Annotated in this window: 18 protein-coding genes and 1 pseudogene; all 19 read right to left on the bottom strand. The window is 29.9% G+C overall.

Annotated features, from left to right (window positions below; translation table 11 throughout):
- Positions 1-40: 40 nt before the first annotated feature.
- On the bottom strand, positions 41-841 hold the full coding sequence (locus ACRC28_RS11245; RefSeq protein WP_438543539.1) for an Rpn family recombination-promoting nuclease/putative transposase: 801 nt from the start codon (positions 839-841) through the stop codon (positions 41-43).
- Positions 842-1,074: 233 nt separating this feature from the next.
- A complete protein-coding gene (locus tag ACRC28_RS11240; RefSeq protein ID WP_438543538.1) occupies positions 1,075-2,439 on the bottom strand; it encodes a hypothetical protein in 1,365 nt (454 codons plus the stop codon).
- Between the two features lie 143 nt (positions 2,440-2,582).
- A complete protein-coding gene (locus ACRC28_RS11235) occupies positions 2,583-3,800 on the bottom strand; it encodes a hypothetical protein (protein WP_438543537.1) in 1,218 nt (405 codons plus the stop codon).
- A gap of 102 nt (positions 3,801-3,902) precedes the next feature.
- Entirely contained in the window at positions 3,903-5,219 is a 1,317-nt protein-coding gene (locus tag ACRC28_RS11230; RefSeq protein ID WP_438543536.1) for a pilus assembly PilX N-terminal domain-containing protein, read from the bottom strand.
- 18 nt (positions 5,220-5,237) lie between these two features.
- Positions 5,238-5,720, bottom strand: coding sequence for a PilW family protein (locus tag ACRC28_RS11225; protein ID WP_438543535.1), 483 nt, complete (start codon positions 5,718-5,720; stop codon positions 5,238-5,240).
- 12 nt (positions 5,721-5,732) lie between these two features.
- Positions 5,733-6,338: a type II secretion system protein gene (locus ACRC28_RS11220; RefSeq protein ID WP_438543534.1), complete on the bottom strand. Its 606-nt coding sequence runs from the start codon at positions 6,336-6,338 to the stop codon at positions 5,733-5,735.
- Positions 6,339-6,354: 16 nt separating this feature from the next.
- The gene (locus ACRC28_RS11215; RefSeq protein ID WP_438543533.1) at positions 6,355-7,353 is read right to left on the bottom strand and encodes a hypothetical protein; all 999 of its coding nucleotides are present in this window, start codon (positions 7,351-7,353) and stop codon (positions 6,355-6,357) included.
- Between the two features lie 3 nt (positions 7,354-7,356).
- On the bottom strand, positions 7,357-7,944 hold the full coding sequence (locus ACRC28_RS11210) for a PilN domain-containing protein (RefSeq protein ID WP_438543532.1): 588 nt from the start codon (positions 7,942-7,944) through the stop codon (positions 7,357-7,359).
- 4 nt (positions 7,945-7,948) lie between these two features.
- Positions 7,949-8,959, bottom strand: coding sequence for a pilus assembly protein PilM (gene pilM, locus ACRC28_RS11205; RefSeq protein WP_438543531.1), 1,011 nt, complete (start codon positions 8,957-8,959; stop codon positions 7,949-7,951).
- A 16-nt stretch (positions 8,960-8,975) separates the two neighbouring features.
- Positions 8,976-9,692 carry a prepilin peptidase gene (locus ACRC28_RS11200; protein WP_438543530.1) on the bottom strand — a complete coding sequence of 239 codons (717 nt, stop codon included), beginning with the start codon at positions 9,690-9,692 and terminating at the stop codon, positions 8,976-8,978.
- Between the two features lie 96 nt (positions 9,693-9,788).
- Positions 9,789-10,190, bottom strand: a complete 402-nt coding sequence (locus tag ACRC28_RS11195; RefSeq protein ID WP_438543529.1) for a type II secretion system protein — start codon at positions 10,188-10,190, stop codon at positions 9,789-9,791.
- A 66-nt stretch (positions 10,191-10,256) separates the two neighbouring features.
- On the bottom strand, positions 10,257-11,468 hold the full coding sequence (locus tag ACRC28_RS11190) for a type II secretion system F family protein (protein WP_438543528.1): 1,212 nt from the start codon (positions 11,466-11,468) through the stop codon (positions 10,257-10,259).
- 15 nt (positions 11,469-11,483) lie between these two features.
- On the bottom strand, positions 11,484-13,157 hold the full coding sequence (locus tag ACRC28_RS11185; RefSeq protein WP_438543527.1) for a GspE/PulE family protein: 1,674 nt from the start codon (positions 13,155-13,157) through the stop codon (positions 11,484-11,486).
- 206 nt (positions 13,158-13,363) lie between these two features.
- A pseudogene (gene groL, locus ACRC28_RS11180) lies at positions 13,364-14,827 on the bottom strand (chaperonin GroEL); the annotation flags it as partial.
- 106 nt (positions 14,828-14,933) lie between these two features.
- Positions 14,934-16,736 carry a group II intron reverse transcriptase/maturase gene (gene ltrA / locus ACRC28_RS11175; RefSeq protein ID WP_438543526.1) on the bottom strand — a complete coding sequence of 601 codons (1,803 nt, stop codon included), beginning with the start codon at positions 16,734-16,736 and terminating at the stop codon, positions 14,934-14,936.
- A gap of 735 nt (positions 16,737-17,471) precedes the next feature.
- Entirely contained in the window at positions 17,472-17,648 is a 177-nt protein-coding gene (locus tag ACRC28_RS11170) for a hypothetical protein (RefSeq protein WP_438543559.1), read from the bottom strand.
- 12 nt (positions 17,649-17,660) lie between these two features.
- A complete protein-coding gene (locus tag ACRC28_RS11165; protein WP_438543558.1) occupies positions 17,661-17,933 on the bottom strand; it encodes a co-chaperone GroES in 273 nt (90 codons plus the stop codon).
- Between the two features lie 215 nt (positions 17,934-18,148).
- Entirely contained in the window at positions 18,149-19,435 is a 1,287-nt protein-coding gene (locus tag ACRC28_RS11160) for an O-antigen ligase family protein (RefSeq protein ID WP_438543525.1), read from the bottom strand.
- A gap of 105 nt (positions 19,436-19,540) precedes the next feature.
- The gene (locus tag ACRC28_RS11155) at positions 19,541-19,771 is read right to left on the bottom strand and encodes a hypothetical protein (RefSeq protein WP_438543524.1); all 231 of its coding nucleotides are present in this window, start codon (positions 19,769-19,771) and stop codon (positions 19,541-19,543) included.
- Positions 19,772-20,133: the final 362 nt, after the last annotated feature.

Here is a 20,133-nt window from a genome sequence, read left to right as displayed (position 1 = left end):
GCTAAAAATTTTCTTAGAGTGTCATTTGATTTTTTAAATTTTAATTATCATTTATATTTTTACACCTTAATTTTCTAATTACTTCAATTTCCAGTTCTGTTTTTCTACTAATAGTTTCATCATCTAAAATATCCATTAAATTTTTAGCTATTTCTATCTGTTTTTTTCTTTCACCCTCTTCAATTTTTTCTCTATCACGCTCTAAAAGTGTCATAAACTCAACCTCCATTCTCTTATCTTTTTTTACATCTATAACCTTTTTATGTATCCTCTTAACTAAATTCCCACTTGATTTTTTAGCTATATCCTCATTAGAATTTTCTACATATTCTAAAAACTCCAATAGTTCTTTATCAATATCCTTCATTAATCCTTTTGTATTTAATATTATTTTATTTGTATCATCCAAAAGTCTTATACTCTCATCTTCAATACAAACACTTTCAAATGAATATTTATGCCTTCCTTTTTTAAACAAATCAAATGTACAAATAAAGATAATATAACTTTTAGTTAGCTTTAGATAATCTTCTCCTTTTTGAATTAAATCTAAGTCTATATTTCCTTGATAATACCTAAGTCTTTTAGGTAAATTTTTATGCTTTCCTCTTTGCATTTCAACATTATATACTGTATTATTTTCATCTTTAACATAAACATCTAATCTAATTCCCTTAGCTTCTAAAAGTATATCTATCGTTTTTTGATTTTCTGGCATTTCAATCTTAACTATCTCTATATTTAAAAGTTTTTCTAAAAATTCCTTACAAATTTTTTTATCACTCATAACTTTTGCAAACAAAAAATCATCTTCTAGGTTTAATTCTTGCAATGTTTTCATCAAATGCACCTCGACTTTATTCTTCTTTTGTTTAAGTTATTACCATAATTATATTAAATTATTCTCTCTATATCAATTCAATCCACTATAAACCACCACTTTTATTCCTCATTTATCAATTACAAAAAGCAAAAGCGTATCAACACTCTGCCAATACGCTTAAAATTTTGCCCGGGGTTGAGTTTGGTTAGTTTTGCTCCCGCTTCATTAATTACTATAATTCCCATCTATTATTAATTATCAAATGTTTTCTCCTTTAAATTTAATTTACCTTTAGACAAACCATTTTCTTTATCCCAATTTTTTATAAACAAACTAAATATTTTATTGAAATTGCTTTCATCATTTTTATTTACTCCATGTCCATCTGTTCCTGAAACTGTATTTATATCAAGTGATGCATTTTTATCTATATTAATCCCTTTTCCATATATAGTAGTATAGTATGTTGATAATGTAGAATTTCCTTTTATATTTATATTTCCACTATTTATCATAATATAATTACTCAATGCTAATGTTTGTCCTTGATATCTTTCTAAGTTTAACTCTCCGTCTACAATCTCTGGTTCATTTGGCTTTATTAAAATTTTCGGTGATATTGGTATAATATCTAATTCTCTTGAATTAAATATCATTAATGTCATATCTCTTGGATGATTTTTAACCTCAATTCTTACTATAGATTTCTTTTTAGTTGCCTTTATTGTTTCCTTTATATCACCTGTTACTTTTTTTCCATCAATACTTACTGACTCAATTCCCTGTTGTTTTAGTCCTATTTCAATTTCTGTTATTTCTAATTTCTTTTTATTTTTGATATCATAAAATCCAAAACCACCCAAATTATTTTTATTTTCATTAGCATACATGTCAGCATACTGTGATTTTGGATAAAGATTTTCATCTATCTTAGTTAATGTAATTTTATCAGTAAACTCCGTATTTTCAGTAAAATCTAACTCATCAAACATATTACCTTTCTTATACTTAGTTCCTTCTTTTTCCTTTCCATTTATAATAATTTTATCTCCTGCTGAAACATTAACTGTAAAATCATTTAATGCTGGATTATTCATTATAATATCATTTTGACCTGCTATCACTCCATATTCATATATATTCATATTATCGCCTTTTCCATATATATACTGAACGCCTACTTCTTCATAAATACTTTCTCTATTAATCCTACTGGCCCTTACCTTTAACATAAAGTTAGCAGTATTTTTTTCAGATTCTTTTCTTTGTTCATTTACTATACTTCCATCTCCATTAATACTAGGTGAAACTAACCTCACTTCGCCTATTTCTTCATCTTGAGTTCCATCTTTATTTAAATCTACCAACAAATGATTTAATCTCTCATTAATATTATTTATATCCTCTTGTGTTATTGTACTTTTGCCATTCAGATAACTTCTTGCTATCTCTAGTCCACTTTCTGCTGCATATCTTAAGTCTTCTTTTACCTTTTGGTTAATATTTGTCTTCATTGTCCCTATAATTGATGTGATTATTGCTAATGCTATAGTCATAAATACAACTGCTACTGCTAAAACTGTTACTAATGTGCTCCCCTTTTTCTTTTTAAACATATATATTTCCTCCTATCTTTTAATTTATAGAATAAAATAATACCTTCCCCGCTATTATTCTATTCTTCTACTTGAAGGAAAATTACAAAAGCGTGTCAGTATCTCACCAACACGCTAATTTACATTTAATTCATTTTTATTTTTTAATTATCAAACGATCCCTTATCCATACTCATCCAATTTTTTTCTAATCCTGTTCCCTCATCCCAATTTTCAATAAGTAACTTTAATGCACCATTAATAATCTTTTCTTTTTCACTATTCATACCAAAACTTTCATCTCCGGATGCAAAAGTAATATTAATTGCTCCTGTCATATTAATGCTAACTTTATCTCCAAATATAGTAGAACTATCCATCGATAGTCCTCCTGTTGATGATCTAATCTCAACCTCTCCACTACATAATATAGCTTTTTTATATAAATGACTATTTCCCGTGTCTAATTCAATATCCAACTTTTCACTATTCACTAATAATATATCTATTACAATGTTACCTCCCTCATGAAATAATATTCTTACTACTTCCGGCTTTTCTTTTCCTCTTATCTCTTCAATTTGTAAATTTCCCACCCCATCAATCTCTGCAATACTTGGCTTCGATATATCTACTTTTATTTCCATTTTATTTATCTTATTTTTCTCTTCTACACTATCAGTATAATAACCAAAGCTTGAGTACTCTGTTGCTGCTGGTACCCCCTTCATAATTACTTTTTTACTTTTCTTCATATTGTTAACTATCTTTAGGCTTTCAAACGAATTATTTGTTACCTTCCCGTTATCATATTCTGAATTATTTACTAATACTTTATCTCCATCCGGTTTAGATATTGGACTGCTTCCCATTTTTAACTCATCATTTATTTTTATATCAATATCATTTTGACCTGCCACCAATCCATAATCAAATACTGTTCCAACTCCATTTTTATTTTTTATATACCTACATTTAACTTCAGCTTTTTTACTTGGATCATCTTTATGCGTTGCAATACTTGTTATAGTTATAAATTTATCTGCATCAGTTGTTGTTGATACAACTTCAACATTCCCAATCATACCTTTTTTTAATGATTGGACTAAGACATCATCTGGTGCAGTTCTTGTATCTATACTAGGAAATGTAACTATCTCACTTCCTGGTGTTCCTGATATGATCGGCTTTTCGCTCATTCTACTTCTTCCAACCTCTAATCCACTCTCTGCTGCATATCTTAAGTCTTCTATCACTTTTTGATTTGTATTGGACTTCATAGTTCCCATTGTTAAACTAAGAATTATCCCACTTAAAAGTACAAGTACTAATGTTACTCCAAGTATTGTGATCATACTGCTTCCATTTCTTTTTTTAATCATACCCCTATTCCCCTAATTCCTTATTTTATTTAATCTCTTCTAAAATAATCATTAGTTTATAGTAAAAATGGACTCATAATTTATGAATCCATTTTCTTTTATTTAATTACTAAATGTATCTTCCTTTAGTCCCATTTTTTCTGTTATCACTCCAGAACCTTGCTTCCAATTAGGAACTATCATTTCTATCAATTCATTTAAGATTTCTTCTTTGTTTTTACTAATTCCGTGACCTTCTGTTCCCGACTGTTCATTTATAGTAATAGATGTATCTTTATCGATGTCTATTTTATTTGCATATAATGTTGAATATGATAATGTAAGTGACCCCTTTCCAGTTGCTTTTACACTCCCATTAGTTATTAGTACTGTATTTGTAAAATCTAACGATGCTATAATATCTAGATTTAAAATATCAGAATTTATAAATACTATATTCATAGAAAATGGTCCTAAACCAGTTGCTTCTATTTTTAATATTGGACTTTTTTCTGAAGCAATTTTTGTTTCAATTTCTTTTTTTATCTCTTTATTATCTCCATTAATTCCAGTAGCAGTTGTCCACTCTCCATTTGCTGCTAACTTCAATTTAATATTTGTAACCGGAATCATTTCTTCATTATCTGTCTTATAGAATTTATAGTAAAATAAACTATCTTTATCTATACTTGCCGTTTCTTTTTTTCTCATTGATATATTTGATTCTCTTCCCATCTGATTTAGAAACTCTATTTTTGAATATTTATTTTCTTCAAATTTATCCTTTTCCGCTTCATTACTTGGCTTTCTTTCTCCGTGTATTATTGTTCCATTTGCCGATGATATTGTCGTTGTTGAATAATCAATATCCCCATGTGTCTTTTTTATATCACATGGATTATTCAAGCAATCCTTCCATATATCAATTCCACCTTGTCCAGCAACTAATCCATATTCAAAGATATTTTTTGAATTTCCATCATTTTTTTCATAGTTTACTCCTGCATATTCACGCACATCTGTTTCATCTTTTTTTTCTGCTCTTATCCTTACTGTGAATTTTTCACTTTTCCCAGTAACTGTTGGATCTTTTGGTGTATCTATTATGTTTCCACTTCCATCTATTGTTGGTGATACTAATTCAACTTTTCCAACTTCACTGTCTGGAAGTCCATCATTGTTAGTATCTACTAAGGTCTTTTTTAACATGTCATTTATAGTATCTATATCTCCTTTTGTAATAGTATTTCTTCCATTTAAATAACTTCTTGCTATTTCAAGTCCACTTTCTGCTGCATATTTTAAATCTTCTCTTACCTTTTGACTATTATTTGCTTTCATTGTGCCCATAATAGATGTAAGTATCGTTACAGCTAATGTCATGAAGATAACTGTTACTCCTAATACTGTTACTAATGTGCTACCCTCTTTTTTAACCATTTTTATATTCCTCCTAATTTAACTATTCATAGGATAAATACTATTTTCGTAATCATAACTACTTTTTCCATCTTTTGTTTCAAATTTAAATCTTATCTTATATAAATCATTTTCTTTTTTCACTTCAAATTCTTTAACATTTTTTGATGGTGAAACAATAAGTTTATCTTTTGTTTTATCAAACTTCTTATCATTATCTTCATCTTCATATTTTTGAAATTCACTTCCCTCTATTGTATAAAAATACCTTGTGCTTTTCCTCGTTAGTGCTAGTATCATTTGTGGCGCTCCGGTGACCTCTATACTTTCTCCATATCTTATATCTTCTTCTAAAACATCTATTATATTTCTACTTTCATTTTGTAATACATTATCATTTTCAGCCATTACTAACATAGATGTTGATGATGAAAATAATGAAAACACAAGTGTTGAGAAGATTCCAAGTATAGCTATTACCGCCATCATTTCTATAAGGGTAAATCCTTTTTTCTTTTTCATCTACTACTCCCCCTATGCAATACTTGATATAGCAAATTTTCTATCAGCTACTGTTGTTATTCCACCAGGTATATCTATAGTTTGAGTATCAAATACATAAACTTTTTCTGCTACTTTATTTTGCACTTTTATTTTTATTCCATATTTATACTTCTGAGCCTCTGTATTATTTAGAAAACTTTCTATAGTATCTGTATCAGTTATTTCTTTGATATAATATTTTGATACTGTTGGATTTGGATTTGTTACAGTAAAACTAGCATCTTTTAATAAAGATTCCTTTATAGCCCTATTAAGTCCATCTATCTCATCAAATCCTATATAATAATATCTAGGCACACTATCTGTTGGTGTTCCACCAGTAGTTACTTCTTTCCATGCATCAGGATATCCCTTTAAGCCCGCTGCTCTCTCATTATCAACTGGTCTTATACTTTTTATTCCTTCATTAAAGGCTCTTGACATAGCACTTGCATCAAACTGATTTTTATTTTCTGCATTATATTTATTTACGTTTAATATCATACTCATTATTACAGTTGATACTACTGCAAAAACTGCAAGTCCTGCTACAACTTCTATTAATGTAAAGCCTTTTTTCTTTTTATTTTTTCTCATAATTTACTCCTCTAAATTACTTGAATAAATCTTCTTTACCATAGTTACCACTATTAAAGTTGTGATCTTCTTCTTTTACTTCACCTTTAGTGTAGTATTCAAATGTTACAGTTCCTCCTGTTACAGAGTATGATTTTCCTGTAGCTTCTGAGTTTTGTAAATCTTTTAAGGCATTTTCTAAGCTTTCTTTTGTTGCTTGTTCTGCCATTCTTTCTATTTGTTGTGTTTGAATTTCCTCTTGTATTTCAGCTTTTACCATTGCATCTGTTGCATTTTGTTTTTCTTCCATTAATTTTTCTATCTTTTTCTTTATCTCTTCAATTTTCTTTCCGCTTTCTTCTATATCTTCTTTTAAGTCTTCAACAGCTTTTGTGTTGTCTAGAACTTCTTTCTTTTCTTGTTCGCTTATAGATATATTCGTAAGCTCTAAAATTTGTTCTTGTCTTTCCATAGCTTTTACAAAATTCATTACATGCATAAATGAACCTTCATAGTTTACTGTTACTGTACACTTGTAGAATCCATTTTTTGCTGCCATTAAGCTATTGTATTCTTGCTCATTTTCTGGGTTTGCAGTTGTTCCTTCTGCACTTTGTCCACCTTCACCTAAGCTTACTGCAACAGGTTGTCCAAATGTTACTGAATTTATTTTTATATTATTGTTAAAGCCTGTTGTATGAAGATTTCTTGAAAGCTCTGGATATCTATCTGTTTCAGGAACCTTTACTACTACCTTCTTATAATCAACTTCTTTATTTTTTAAGATATTTCTTGTTTCTTCAAGCTGAATATCAATATTTTTTCTTCCATTAACGCTTGCTTCTAAGGTTTGAACCTCTGATTCTAATGGCTTTATTTTGTCATTTAAAGGCTTAAATACAAATGTATATGTCCCATAGCCTACTGCTCCTGCTATAATTACTCCTAAAAGAATTTTTTCATTTTTAGTAATCTGCATTTTAGGCTTATTTTTTTTAACTGCTACATCTTTGCTATCTTTATTTTTATTAAACATATCTTATATCTCCTTAATCTTCAAAGTTAAATTAAATGAATATGTCGCTACTCCACTTTCTTTATCTTCTGATTTTGTTATTCCTGATATATGAGATATATAGTATCTTTTATCTTCTCTTAAATTAGCCCAAAATTCTTCTATATCACTTCTATTTTTTGATTCACCTGCTAAAGTTATAGCTCCTACATAACCATCTTTAACATCTTGATCTACAGTTACATAATTTATATTCTTAACCTTTAAGCCTGATGGCATTTTCTTACCAAGCTCTGCCATAACTCTCTTAGTATCTCTATCTTTTAATACAGAAAGACTTTCAATTTTATCAATGCTTGCTGTAATTTCTGATATTCTTAAATTTAATGCAGTATTTTCATCAAATCTTTCCTGCGTTTTTTGAAGTTCTCCTTGAAGCTCTATTTTTTTCTTTTCAAGGCTTGAAACCTTTGTATTTAAATAAACAGCATACCCTCCTATAGCACAGCAAACTAAAACTGCCCCTGCTATAATTTGTGACATTTTTTCTTTATTTTCTTTTTCCTTCTTTATATGCTGAGGTACTAAATTTAACTCTCTAATCTTACTCATATCTCTAGCCCCTTCTCAATAATAATCCATATGTGTATAGATAATCTTTAAGTTGTACATGTTCTGGTCTTTTAACTACTATTTTCAAGTCATTAAAATCAGGAATTTCTCCAACCTTCACTTCAAAGTTTTTCTCTAGATATTCATGTACACCATCTATTCTATTAGCGCTTCCTATAAGATAAATTTTATCTAAATTTTTCTTAAGCTTTCCTGTTGAATAGAATTGAATTAATAATTTATATTGTGTTATAAGAGACTTGAAGAATCTGTCATACTTTCTTTCATTTTCTTCATCAATTTCTTTATCTAAAATTATAGAATCTAGGAATTTATTATATTCATGCTCATTTTTTATTTCTTCTTCATTTGCACCATATAAGCCATATCCTTGATACTTTTCTATAACAATCTTTCCAAACTCAGTAATAACCATTGAGTTAGAATGTCCATCTATACTAAGAACTCCTGCAAGCTTAACACTTTGGCTAAAGCTAGTTTTAAATGCCTTAAATACTCTTCCAATATTATTTGCAAAAATATCTATTGCTTTAACATTCAAATCAAGTTCTCTTGCAAGACTAAGATAATTGTCTATCTTTTCTTTCTTTACTCCAACAACCATTACGTTTGCATCAGTATTGTTATCAGAATCATAACTAATAATTTCAAAATCACTATAATATTCTTCTATCTTTTCCCCTATAAACTGCTTAAGCTCAAAGTGAACATTCTCTCTCATAAGCTTTTCATCAGTATTAGGTACAGTTAAATGTCTTATTATAATATCTTGACCCTTTATAGAAAACATTATGTCTTTTGCAGTCTTCTTTTTCTTACTTACAAAAGGCTCAATAATTTCTAAAATCGAATCTAAATCTACAATATTATCATTCTCAAATGACCCCTTTGGAGTCTTAAACATAGCTCCCTCACGAATATTATGCTTATGACCAATTAGTATAGTTATGTTTTCTTCATTAATATCTAATGCAACTACATCCTTATCAAACAAAACTATTCCCTCCCCTTTAAATTAAATTAATATACCAAGCTAAAATCTGCTCTCCAAAAAGAACAGTTACTCCTGTCCCTATGGCAATATAGGGTCCAAAAGCTATCTTTGTTTTCCCCATCTTCTTTTTAAAAATTATTAAATATATTGAATATACCCCTCCTAAAAGAATGCCAATAAAAAGATTTAATAAAGACATCTTAAAACTTAAAAATAACCCACATATAAATATAATTTCAACATCACCCCATCCCATTCCACCAGCTAAAGCGAGAGCTCCAATAACAAGACTTGGAATAACACAGGCTGAAAAAACATCTATAAAATTCAAGTTTCCTTTTAAAATGAAATATAACAAATAAATACATACCATACTAAAGTAAATCTTTCTTTCATCCTCAGCCCTGCAATCAAAAACTCCAATAACAATCATTCCAAAAATGAAAATTAAAAATGCAGTAATACTTCCAAACTCAAAAACATTATCATAAAAAAACTGAATCCCTAAAAAGATAAATCCTCCCAAAGCTCCAAAAATAATGTGAGAAGTATAGACATCCTGAGTCTTAAAATCAATAAAACCAATAACACTTAAAACAAAAGTTAAAAATAAAAGCTTAAAAAACTGAAAGCTTAATCCAAACTTTAAAAAAAGTGCTACAATAAAAAAACTTACAAAAAAACTAAAAATAAAGTTCTTCTCTTTTAATATATATTTATTTATCATATTCATAAGAAAAAATCCCATAAAAAAAACCAAAATCCCCAAAATTATTTACCTCATTTATTTTTTAAAAAAGCCCCTAAAAGGGGCCTTTTCATTTTTATTTTATGATGATGTTGCTACTGAACTTGTATCTAGCACATCCCCTGTTGTTAATGTAAAGTCTGCACCTTTAGTTATATTGATGCACTGTTGTACTGTTGCTGTTCCAATTTTACTTAAATCTGCTCCATCAACCAAGCTTTTCATAGTTGTATTCTTATTTACTTCTGTTGTCGCTTGATTAGTTAAAGTAACTCCTGCATGTTTCTCTTTCATAACTGCAGTTTCATACGCTTGACTTACTTTTCTTGCTTGATCAATAACAGCTGTTTTCTTAGCTTCTTTCATATACCCTGTAACCTTTGGTACTAGAATTGCTGCTAAAATTCCTATAATAGCTACAACAGCTACCATTTCAATAAGCGTGAACCCTTTCTTTTTTTTGTTTGCTAACATTTTTCTCATAATTATACCCCCTGAGATTTTTTATTTATATAAATTTTTAATTTATATCACTTTAATATTTATTTTTTAAATTGCCATTACCGTATCTATCATACTCATTAGTGGCATCATTATAGCAAGAACTATAAATAATACTACAAATGCTAAAGATATGATTAGTACTGGCTCTATCATTGCTATCATTTTTTCTATAGCAACTTCAACTTCATTTTCATAAAACTCTGCTGTTTTTACCATTATTTCGTCTAAAACTCCTGTTTCCTCTCCTACTGTTATCATTTGAGTTAACATTAGTGGAAACACATCTAAGTCTTGGACTGTTTTTCCTATTAAGTTACCTTTTTGTATATCTTCTTTTGCCTCTTGCAGTCTTTTTTCTACATATTCATTTTCAAGAACTTGTCCTAAGATTTCTATAGTTTCTATAACACTTACACCTGATGCCATAAGTATTGAAAATGTACTTGCAAATCTTCCTGCTATTATCTGTTTATTTAATGGTCCTATTCCTTTAAAACTTATTTTAAGTTTTCCCATCTTAAGCCTAAAGTCTTTATTTTTGTCTAAGACCATCATTTTAAAGAATACTAATGCAACTACTCCTAGAATTATGAATAACATATTGTTTTTCATAAAGTCTCCGATAGTTACAAGTGCCTGTGTTACAAAAGGAATTTCTCCTCCTCCACTAGTTAAGTTCTTAACGAAACTCGGAACAACAAAAGCTAGTAGGAATGCAACTACTCCTATTGAAAATGATACAAGTATCTTTGGATATATTGTTGCTTGATTTATTTTTTGTTTTTGTTTATATAGTTTTTTATAGTATTCAGAAAGCTCTAGCATTACTGTATCTAGTCTTCCTGAGATTTCACCTGCTTTTATAAGATTTAGCATTAATTTTGGAAAGTCTTTTTCATCACTTAAACATTCTGATAAGCTTCTTCCCTTATTTACTTCTTCTGAACATTTTGCTAAAATCTCTTTCATTCTTTTATTTTGGCTTTGCTCATGTGCGATTTCTAATGCTTTTGTTATGGGAACTCCTGCTCGCATTAAAAACCCTAGTTGTCTTGATAATATTGATAATTCTTTTAAATTTATTTTCTTTTTAAATAAATTTATTTCCATATCACTATTTTTTTCCATATCTATTTTTATTGGGAAATATCCTTTACTTCGGATGTTTTCCATTAATAGCTCTTTGCTTGCTACTTCAAGACTACCTTCTATTACATCACCTTGCATATTCTTTGCTTTGTACTTGTAAATAGCCATATACCATTACCCCTTTTACTCTCTTAAATATGCCACTCTCATAAGTTCATCTATTGTTGTTACTCCTTGCATAACTTTTTCTTTGCAAGCTTTATTTAATGTTTTCATTCCATTTTTTACTGCAATTTCTTTTAGGGTATCTGAATCTTCATTTCTGATTATTCCTTCACGCATTTCTCTATTTACACTTAATATTTCATAAATACCTGTTCTGCCTTTATACCCTGTATTGTTACAGTATGAACATCCATCTCCTCTTTTTAAGAAAAGGGTCTGCTCCTTTGGAATATCTAATAATTCCTTTTCATAATCCTGTGCTTCATACTCTTTTCCGCATGCTGAACAAACTCTTCTTACAAGTCTTTGTGCAATGATTCCAACTAAAGATGTTGATATTAAGAATGGTTCTATTCCCATGTCTATAAGTCTTACTATAGTTGAAGGTGCGTCATTTGTATGAAGTGTGCTTAAAACAACGTGTCCTGTTATAGCGGCTCTTGCTGCTATTTCTGCTGTTTCAGCGTCCCTGATCTCTCCTATCATTATGATATCAGGGTCTTGTCTTAGTATTGATTTAAGACCAGATGCAAAGGTCATTCCTGCCTTTGTGTTTACATTAACTTGATTTATACCATTTACTGTAAACTCTACTGGATCTTCAACTGTTATTATGTTTTTATCTATACTATTTAACTCCCCTAATACTGAGTATAGCGTTGTGGATTTACCGCTTCCTGTAGGTCCTGTTACTAGAACAATTCCATAAGTATTAGAAAGGATTTGAACAAGCTTTTCTATATCTTCATCATCCATCCCAAGTGAGCTTTTATTTTTAAGCTCATTAGATGCCTTAAGTATCCTTATAACTACCTTTTCACCATGAACTGTTGGTAGTGTAGATACCCTGAAATCGATTTTAACGCCATCGATTTCTTGAAGAATTCTACCATCTTGTGGAACTCTCTTTTCTGCAATATTCATGTTTGATAATATTTTTATTCTTGTTATAAGCATTGACTTTGATCTTATTGGTGCTGTTAGCATAACTGAAAGCTCTCCATCAACCCTTGCACGTACACGAACCTCTTTTTCTAAAGGTTCTATATGAATATCACTGGCTCCTATTTTTACTGCATTTTGAATTATCGTGTTAACGAATTTTATTACAGGTGCATCATCTTCTAAATTTTCTTGCTTTTCCTCTTCTATATCTCCCAAGCCTTCAAGTTCTAAATCCTTAGCAACCTCTTTAGCATACTGGCTTCCATAATATTTTGAAATTGCAGTATCTATTGATGTTCTTGTATCTAAAACCTTTATTACGGTAAGTCCTGTTACGATGTTTATATCTTCATCTGCAAACAGGTCTAATGGGTCTGATGTTACAACACAAATGTTATATTCATCAGCTTGAAGTGGAATTATGTGATGCTTTTGACATAAAGTTTCCGGTACTCTGCTTAAAATACTACTATCTATGTCTATAAATTCTAAGTTAACTCTTTTTATCCCTAATTGTATTTCCAATGTTGTTATTATATCTTCTTCTGACACATAGTTATTTTCAATTAAAATTTCTCCAAGTCTTTTTCCTGACATAGCTTGTTTTGCCAGTGCTGTCCTAAGCTCGTTATCAGTTATTTTTCCATTGTCTACTAATAAATCTCCAAGCCTTTTTTTTACTCCCATTTCTTTCCTCCTATGGTTCATAAACTCATTATACATTATTTTCCTTAAATTTAAAATATTTCTTTTAAATTTTTGTTAATTTTTTTAATTTTGTTCAATTTTTATCTTTTTATATATTATTTTATATGCAAAAAAACAAGCCTTTATTACTAAGACTTGTTTTTATTATCGTATTTTTTTTATTTTTCTTAACACCTTTTATATTTTTAATACATTCCTTCCATTCCTGGAGCTCCTTGCATCTGTTCTTCTTTTTCTTTTACATCAACAACAGCTGCTTCCGTAGTTAAGAAAGTTGATGAAACTGATGCTGCATTTTGAAGTGCTGATCTTGTTACTTTTGTTGGATCAACAATTCCTGCCTTAACCATATCCTTATATTCATTTCTTAAAGCATCATATCCTATAATTTCTTCACTATTTTTAACTTTATCTACTATAACAGAAGCTTCAACTCCTGCATTAGTTGCGATTTGTCTCATTGGTTCTTCTAAAGCTCTAACTATAATATCAATTCCAACTTTAATATCATAAACATCTGAATGTAATTCGCTTACTTTATTTAATACATTAACATAAGCACTTCCACCACCAGGAACTATCCCCTCTTCAACAGCAGCTTTTGTTGCAGCTAATGCATCTTCAATTCTTAATTTTCTTTCTTTAAGCTCTGTTTCTGTTGCAGCTCCAACCTTTATAACAGCAACTCCACCTGCAAGCTTTGCAAGTCTTTCTTCAAGCTTTTCCATATCAAACTCTGATGTAGTTTCTTCAATTTGAGATTTTATTTGAGTAACTCTAGCTTTTATTTCATCTGAATTACCTTTTCCATTAACTATTGTAGTATTTTCTTTAGTTACCTTTACGCTTTCAGCTTCACCAAGTTCAAAAAGCTGAACATCTTTTAAATCTTTTCCAAGCTCTTCTGAAATAACTTGAGCACCTGTAAGAATTGCAATATCCTTAAGCATTTCTTTTCTTCTATCACCAAAACCTGGTGCTTTAACTGCAACACAAGTAAATGTTCCTCTTAATTTATTAACAACAAGAGTTGCCATTGCTTCTCCTTCAATATCATCTGCAATTATAAGAAGCTTTCTTCCATTTTGAACTATTTGCTCTAATATTGGTAATATCTCTTGAATATTATTTATCTTTTTATCTGTAACTAATATATATGGATTATCTAAAATAGCTTCCATTTTTTCAGTGTCAGTTACCATATAAGGGGAAACATATCCTCTGTCAAACTGCATTCCTTCAACAACATCAAGCTCTGTTCCCATAGATCTTGACTCTTCAACAGTTATAACCCCTTCATTTCCTACTCTTTCCATAGCGTCTGCTATAAGCATTCCTATATTTTCATCAGCTGCACTAATAGCTGCAACTCTTCCTATATCTTCTTTTCCCATAACAGGCTTTGATATAGCTTTTATTTCTTCAACAGCCTTTTCAACTGCCATGTTAATACCTTGTCTTATAAGCATAGGATTAGTTCCTGCAGTTACATTTTTAAGACCTTCTCTTATAATAGCTTGTGCTAAAAGTGTAGCTGTTGTAGTTCCATCTCCTGCAACATCATTAGTCTTAGTTGCAACTTCTTTAACAAGCTGTGCCCCCATATTCTCATATTGGTCTTCAAGTTCTATTTCTCTTGCAATTGATAGCGATAGGTAAGTCTTTGAAGTTATCGCCAACTTTTCCCCCGCTCTACACCGTACGTGAGACTTTCGTACTCATACGGCGTGCCAACGAACATATATAAATTACAATCTAAATATTTAGATTTCCAGCTAACTTTCTAAATTTATTGACTTTGTCTAAGGCTTTTTTGTTTGGTTTCAATAATTCAATGTACTTGTTTATCGTATCAGGATTTGTACTATGTATAAGTTTATGATAACCTCTGCTAATCCACACTAGATTGCTATAATCATCTGTTCCATCCAAACTTCTTGGGAGTTTGTGATGACAGTCCATATCCTCATACTTTAAATTTTCTCCTGTTATATTATCTCTACCCTTTTGTTCAATGAGTTTTGCTATCTTATTATCATGTAATTTCAAGCTTTCTGCATTTTCACAAATATTTGATGCCATTAGTTTTCTTAACGTATCACCATAACCTTTTAGATATTGATGTATTAATTTACGCCCCTCATGAGTATAATTGCAAATTTCTTGTTTAAAGCATATTGGTGGTTGTGTGCGTACTCCGTATATTGGAAATAGCACTATCCCTTTTATACTCCATAATTTACTGGTATACTCACCATAGAGTCGTTGATACGTTGATGTCATTTCATTAGTCCGTTTCAAACTAGTTTTTAGCCTATTCTTTCGGTATTTACTGGTATAAAAATTGATATCACTCATATTGTGGTTTATATTTGTAGCATATCTGTAATAGTTATGCTCACCTGCAATAATTGCATTATATCTATTTACTTCATTCCTATCATTCTTTACAAATATCTTGTCAATTTGATTTCTTATCTTAGTTTTAACTTTCTGTATAGCTTTATCACTCATATTAGTATGTGCAATATATTTCTTGCCTTTTAGCTTAGCTTTGATTTTATAGCCTAAGAATATAGTATTGTTTTTCCTGAGATTAGTTACTTTTGATTTATCAGGACTTATTTCTAGCCCTAGTCTATCTTTTAGCCAGCTTTTAGTAGCAATAAATACCTTCTGTGCTGTTTTATAATCTCCACAAATAATTTTAAAGTCATCCGCATATCTAACAATAAACATCTTCTTCAAATTTGTTTTTGCCATTGCATGATATGTTGCTCTAAAACAACTATACTCTTTTCTAAGACCTGTGTTGGTTTCCCATTGATTACTTATCCACCAATCTAATTCATTTAAAACTATATTTGATAAGAGAGGACTTAATACACCACCTTGTGGCGTTCCCTTCGTTGGGACTCCTTCACCAACAATTTCACTCTTCAATATTTTTGATATTATGCATATTAAATTTTTATCCTTAATTCCTAGATTCCATATTTGTTTAAGTAATTTTCCATGATTTACATTATCAAAGAAACCTTTGATATCAACATCAACTGCATAATGCATTTTACCTCTATTAATTAGAAAATTCACTCTTGCTAGTGCATGATGTGTTGACCTATTTGGTCTGAACCCATAGCTATGATTGTGAAATTTAGCTTCACATATTGGTTCCATAACTTGTTTAATGCACTGCTGCACTATCCTATCAATCATACAAGGTATACCTAAAGGTCTTGTTTTACCATTATCTTTCGGTATTGTAACTCTTCTAACTGCTTTCGGTTTATACATTCTTAAACAATCTTGAATCTTAGAAACAAACTTTTTCGTTTCCATTCTATCAAAATATTCAATTGTTACTTTATCAATTCCAGGAGTTTTACTTCCTCTATTCTTTTTGATATTTCTATATGCCAAAATGATATTATTTTCATTACTAATGATATCTATTAAGTTTGTAAATTTCTTACCTTGCTTTGCTTCGGTATATAATTTATCAAATATTCCTTGCATATCATAGTATTCATTATTCCGAATTAATTGTCTTTTCATTATCAAGTTGCTGTTCAAGTCTATCATTTCATCCTTCGTAGAATTAATTTGATATCTATTAGTCTTACCAGAACCTTGAATAAACTAAAATTTTCTATAATTTATATAATCCGTCTAGTGGCTATCCCTCCACTCCTTATTATCAGAGTTTCATCAGTACTGTGCCACCGCTTTCACCTAGATTAAATTAAGTTATATCTTATGATTTTCCTTAATAATATTTCATATGGTGTTAGAACCATCCATATTCTAGGCTTACCTTGTTCCATAATATCTATCAATACATTTATATCCTTAGGTCGTTAATCTGAGCCTGTTAGCTTGATAGTGCCTATAACACTATATGGATTTTCATAGAGTCAACTTTTACTCATCCACACTAACTGTACTTCTTAGGTACTCACTTCATTTCTGAAGAGTCGACGTATAGACCCTTAAATTCTTAACTTTGTCAGCCACATCTAACTGTGACATACTAACCATAGATATTTTCTGACCCTAGACCTATCACTACTCAACCACCTCTGGTTTGCATTTCCTCGACTTAACGTTAGGGTAGCTCTCAGTCGTTTTAACGGGCTTCTAACCTTTATGCTTCTAACTGCATAAACGCTAGCCGTAACTTTGGGAAGGCATTTCAAGGCGTTACCCTATCATTCTACCTTTCGATATTATAGTTATAACACTATATAGTGTTACGCTAGTTTTGTAGTTGACCCTCGCCAACCTTTATATCTAGCAACAAGTCGCACACACACCATCATTTGTAATTAAAGGTGTCCCATATTTTTTATCTAAAATAACATTTCTGCCCTTTGGTCCTAAAGTAACCTTTACTGTATCTGCTAATTTATCAACACCAACTTGCATTGCACGTCTAGCTTCTTCTCCAAATTTAATAATTTTAGCCATAAAAATCTCCCCCTATTCCACAACTGCAAGAACATCTTCTTGCTTAAGTATAATAAATTCATCTCCTGAAACCTTAACTTCTGTTCCAGTATATTTAGCGTAAAGAACCTTGTCCCCTACCTTAACTTCCATATCTACATCCTTAGTTCCAGGTCCTACAGCTATAACCTCTGCCTCTTGTGGTCTTTCCTTTGCTGTTCCTGTTAAAACTATTCCACTCTTTGTAGTTTCTTCAGCTTCTAATCTTTTAATAACAATTCTATCTCCTAATGGTCTAATCATAATGTAAAACCTCCCTTAAAAATTTCCTTTAGCACTCTTAACCTTAGAGTGCTAATCTTTAATTATAATAATATCCCTTATTAGAAATAATTTCAAACTTTTCTTTAAATATTATTACCTTATTTTCTCTTTTTATAATAAATTAGAGTAATATAATTCTATATTACTCTAATTCCCTCTTTTATATTAGTCTTTTCTCAATTTTTCCCATTTATATTTTATTTATCAATTTCTAAAATTCTTTCCTCTATATTATCTGAGCTAGCTAATCCTAAAAGAATCCAAAATAAAGGTGCAACAGGTACTACACTTATATTAAAGTTTGCTTGGAATAGATATCCCACTAAAACTATAAATAATACCTTTATCTTATCATTTTCTCTTTTCTCCCATAGCTTCTTCATAATTAAAAACACTAACATAATATACATTAAAGCTGCTGGTACACCACTTGTCCCAGCATAATGCAATAATTCATTATGAGCTTTATCCACCATAGTTTTTTGTGCATTCCATGCATCTACAATTTCCTTTGGTGCATCTTCTTTAAAACCATACCAAAAATTTTCAACACCTGTTCCAAGTAATGGTCTCTCCTTAATCATATGAAAAGTTCCAATATATATTCCAAGCCTTCCACTTCCCGCATTAGCATCTTTATTTTTCATCTCTTCCATCTCTTCTGCAATACTCTCTACCCTATCTAATATAACTCCACCACTTTTAATATTTATTACTGCAAATACTAAAATAAATGAAATCACTATAATTACTGCCCTCTTCAAACGTTCCTTATCCTTTAAAATAAATAACAATCCTACTACACAGAAAAACCCAAGCCCAAGCCATGTTCCTCTAGTTTGAGAATAAATTAAAGTTGCAAAATATATTAGTGAATAAACTAAATACCTTTTATTCTTCCAAAATATAAACATACTAATAGAAAAGCCTAAGAAAATTAATACATATGTTCCTAAAAAATTTCTATTCCCTATAGTTGCATTCATTCTTTCAGCATTTCCAAGCCAAAACTTCATAGGCTCAACACCATTATTCTGCAAAATACAATAAACAGATACAATAAGTCCACTTCCTAAAAATACTTCAAGACCTCTCTTACTTAAAATAAAATATCTACTCGAGGCTATAAATAAAACTCCATACATAAATAAAGTTATAATTCCCTCATATCTCCACTTACCTCCAAATATAGCCCTCTCTAAATCCTCTGCAAAAACCGCTGATAGTAATAACAAAAGAAAAAATATTAAATACACTTTATCAATCTTTCTATTTAACCTCACCTTTTCTTTTATAACTAAAATTAATATCACACTTCCTACACAATACAAAAATATTGCTTTAGGATAATAATATCTATCACTACCACTTCCCCCAAGTATCAAAGGCATTACACATAAAACAAGATACAATAAAATATTTATTACTTCCTTAGTTTCAAAAGTTCTTTCATTTAATTTTTTAATTTTTTCAAAAATCCCCATATCTACCCCTTTAAAATAACTTTACATACTATTCCTATTATCGTTTTCTAAAATTAATACTTAATTGAAATAGAAAAAAAACTCCACAAAATGTGAAGTTTAATTTTAATATCTTTCTACACACTTTTTATTTATAAAGTTAAAAATTCCATTAGCTTCTTGTGTATTATAAAATTCCACCATAAGAGAGTTAAATTCTAATCTGTCCTTTGCTTTTATATTTAATATTCCTTGTCCGTTTGAAATTAAAACCATATTTGCTATAAGTCTTGATGTTCTTTTATTTCCATCATAATAAAACTGATTTAATGAACCCGATACGAAAAATATATACATTTTTATCTAAATGTAATTATTTATACTGTGATACAACTTATGCTTCGGTTTTTCTCCGAAGCTTTTCGTATTATATCTTCCTGTTTCACCGAATCTGATTTTGTAGTGATAAATCACTTACTACTTTCATTTGGTATAACTCTCCACAGGCTTAAATTCCCCAGTATCGTTGGGTATACTCTTATTATTCCCAACTAATTAAAATTTATCCACATTTATTAAATTATATATATTTTTCTCATTCACTATAATTCGCAACATTATAGCAGTCTTTCTCTCACAAGTAGACCTCTTATGCTTTCACATAAGCGTAGACTATATCTTTATCTCAAAACTTTTGAGATACGGTATTTTTCTTCCAC

This window comes from Clostridium sp. (assembly GCF_051650885.1).
Lineage (GTDB): Bacteria > Bacillota > Clostridia > Clostridiales > Clostridiaceae > Clostridium.
The sequence above is the reverse complement of the archived record's forward strand: the minus strand, read 5'-3'. Positions and strand labels throughout refer to the sequence as shown.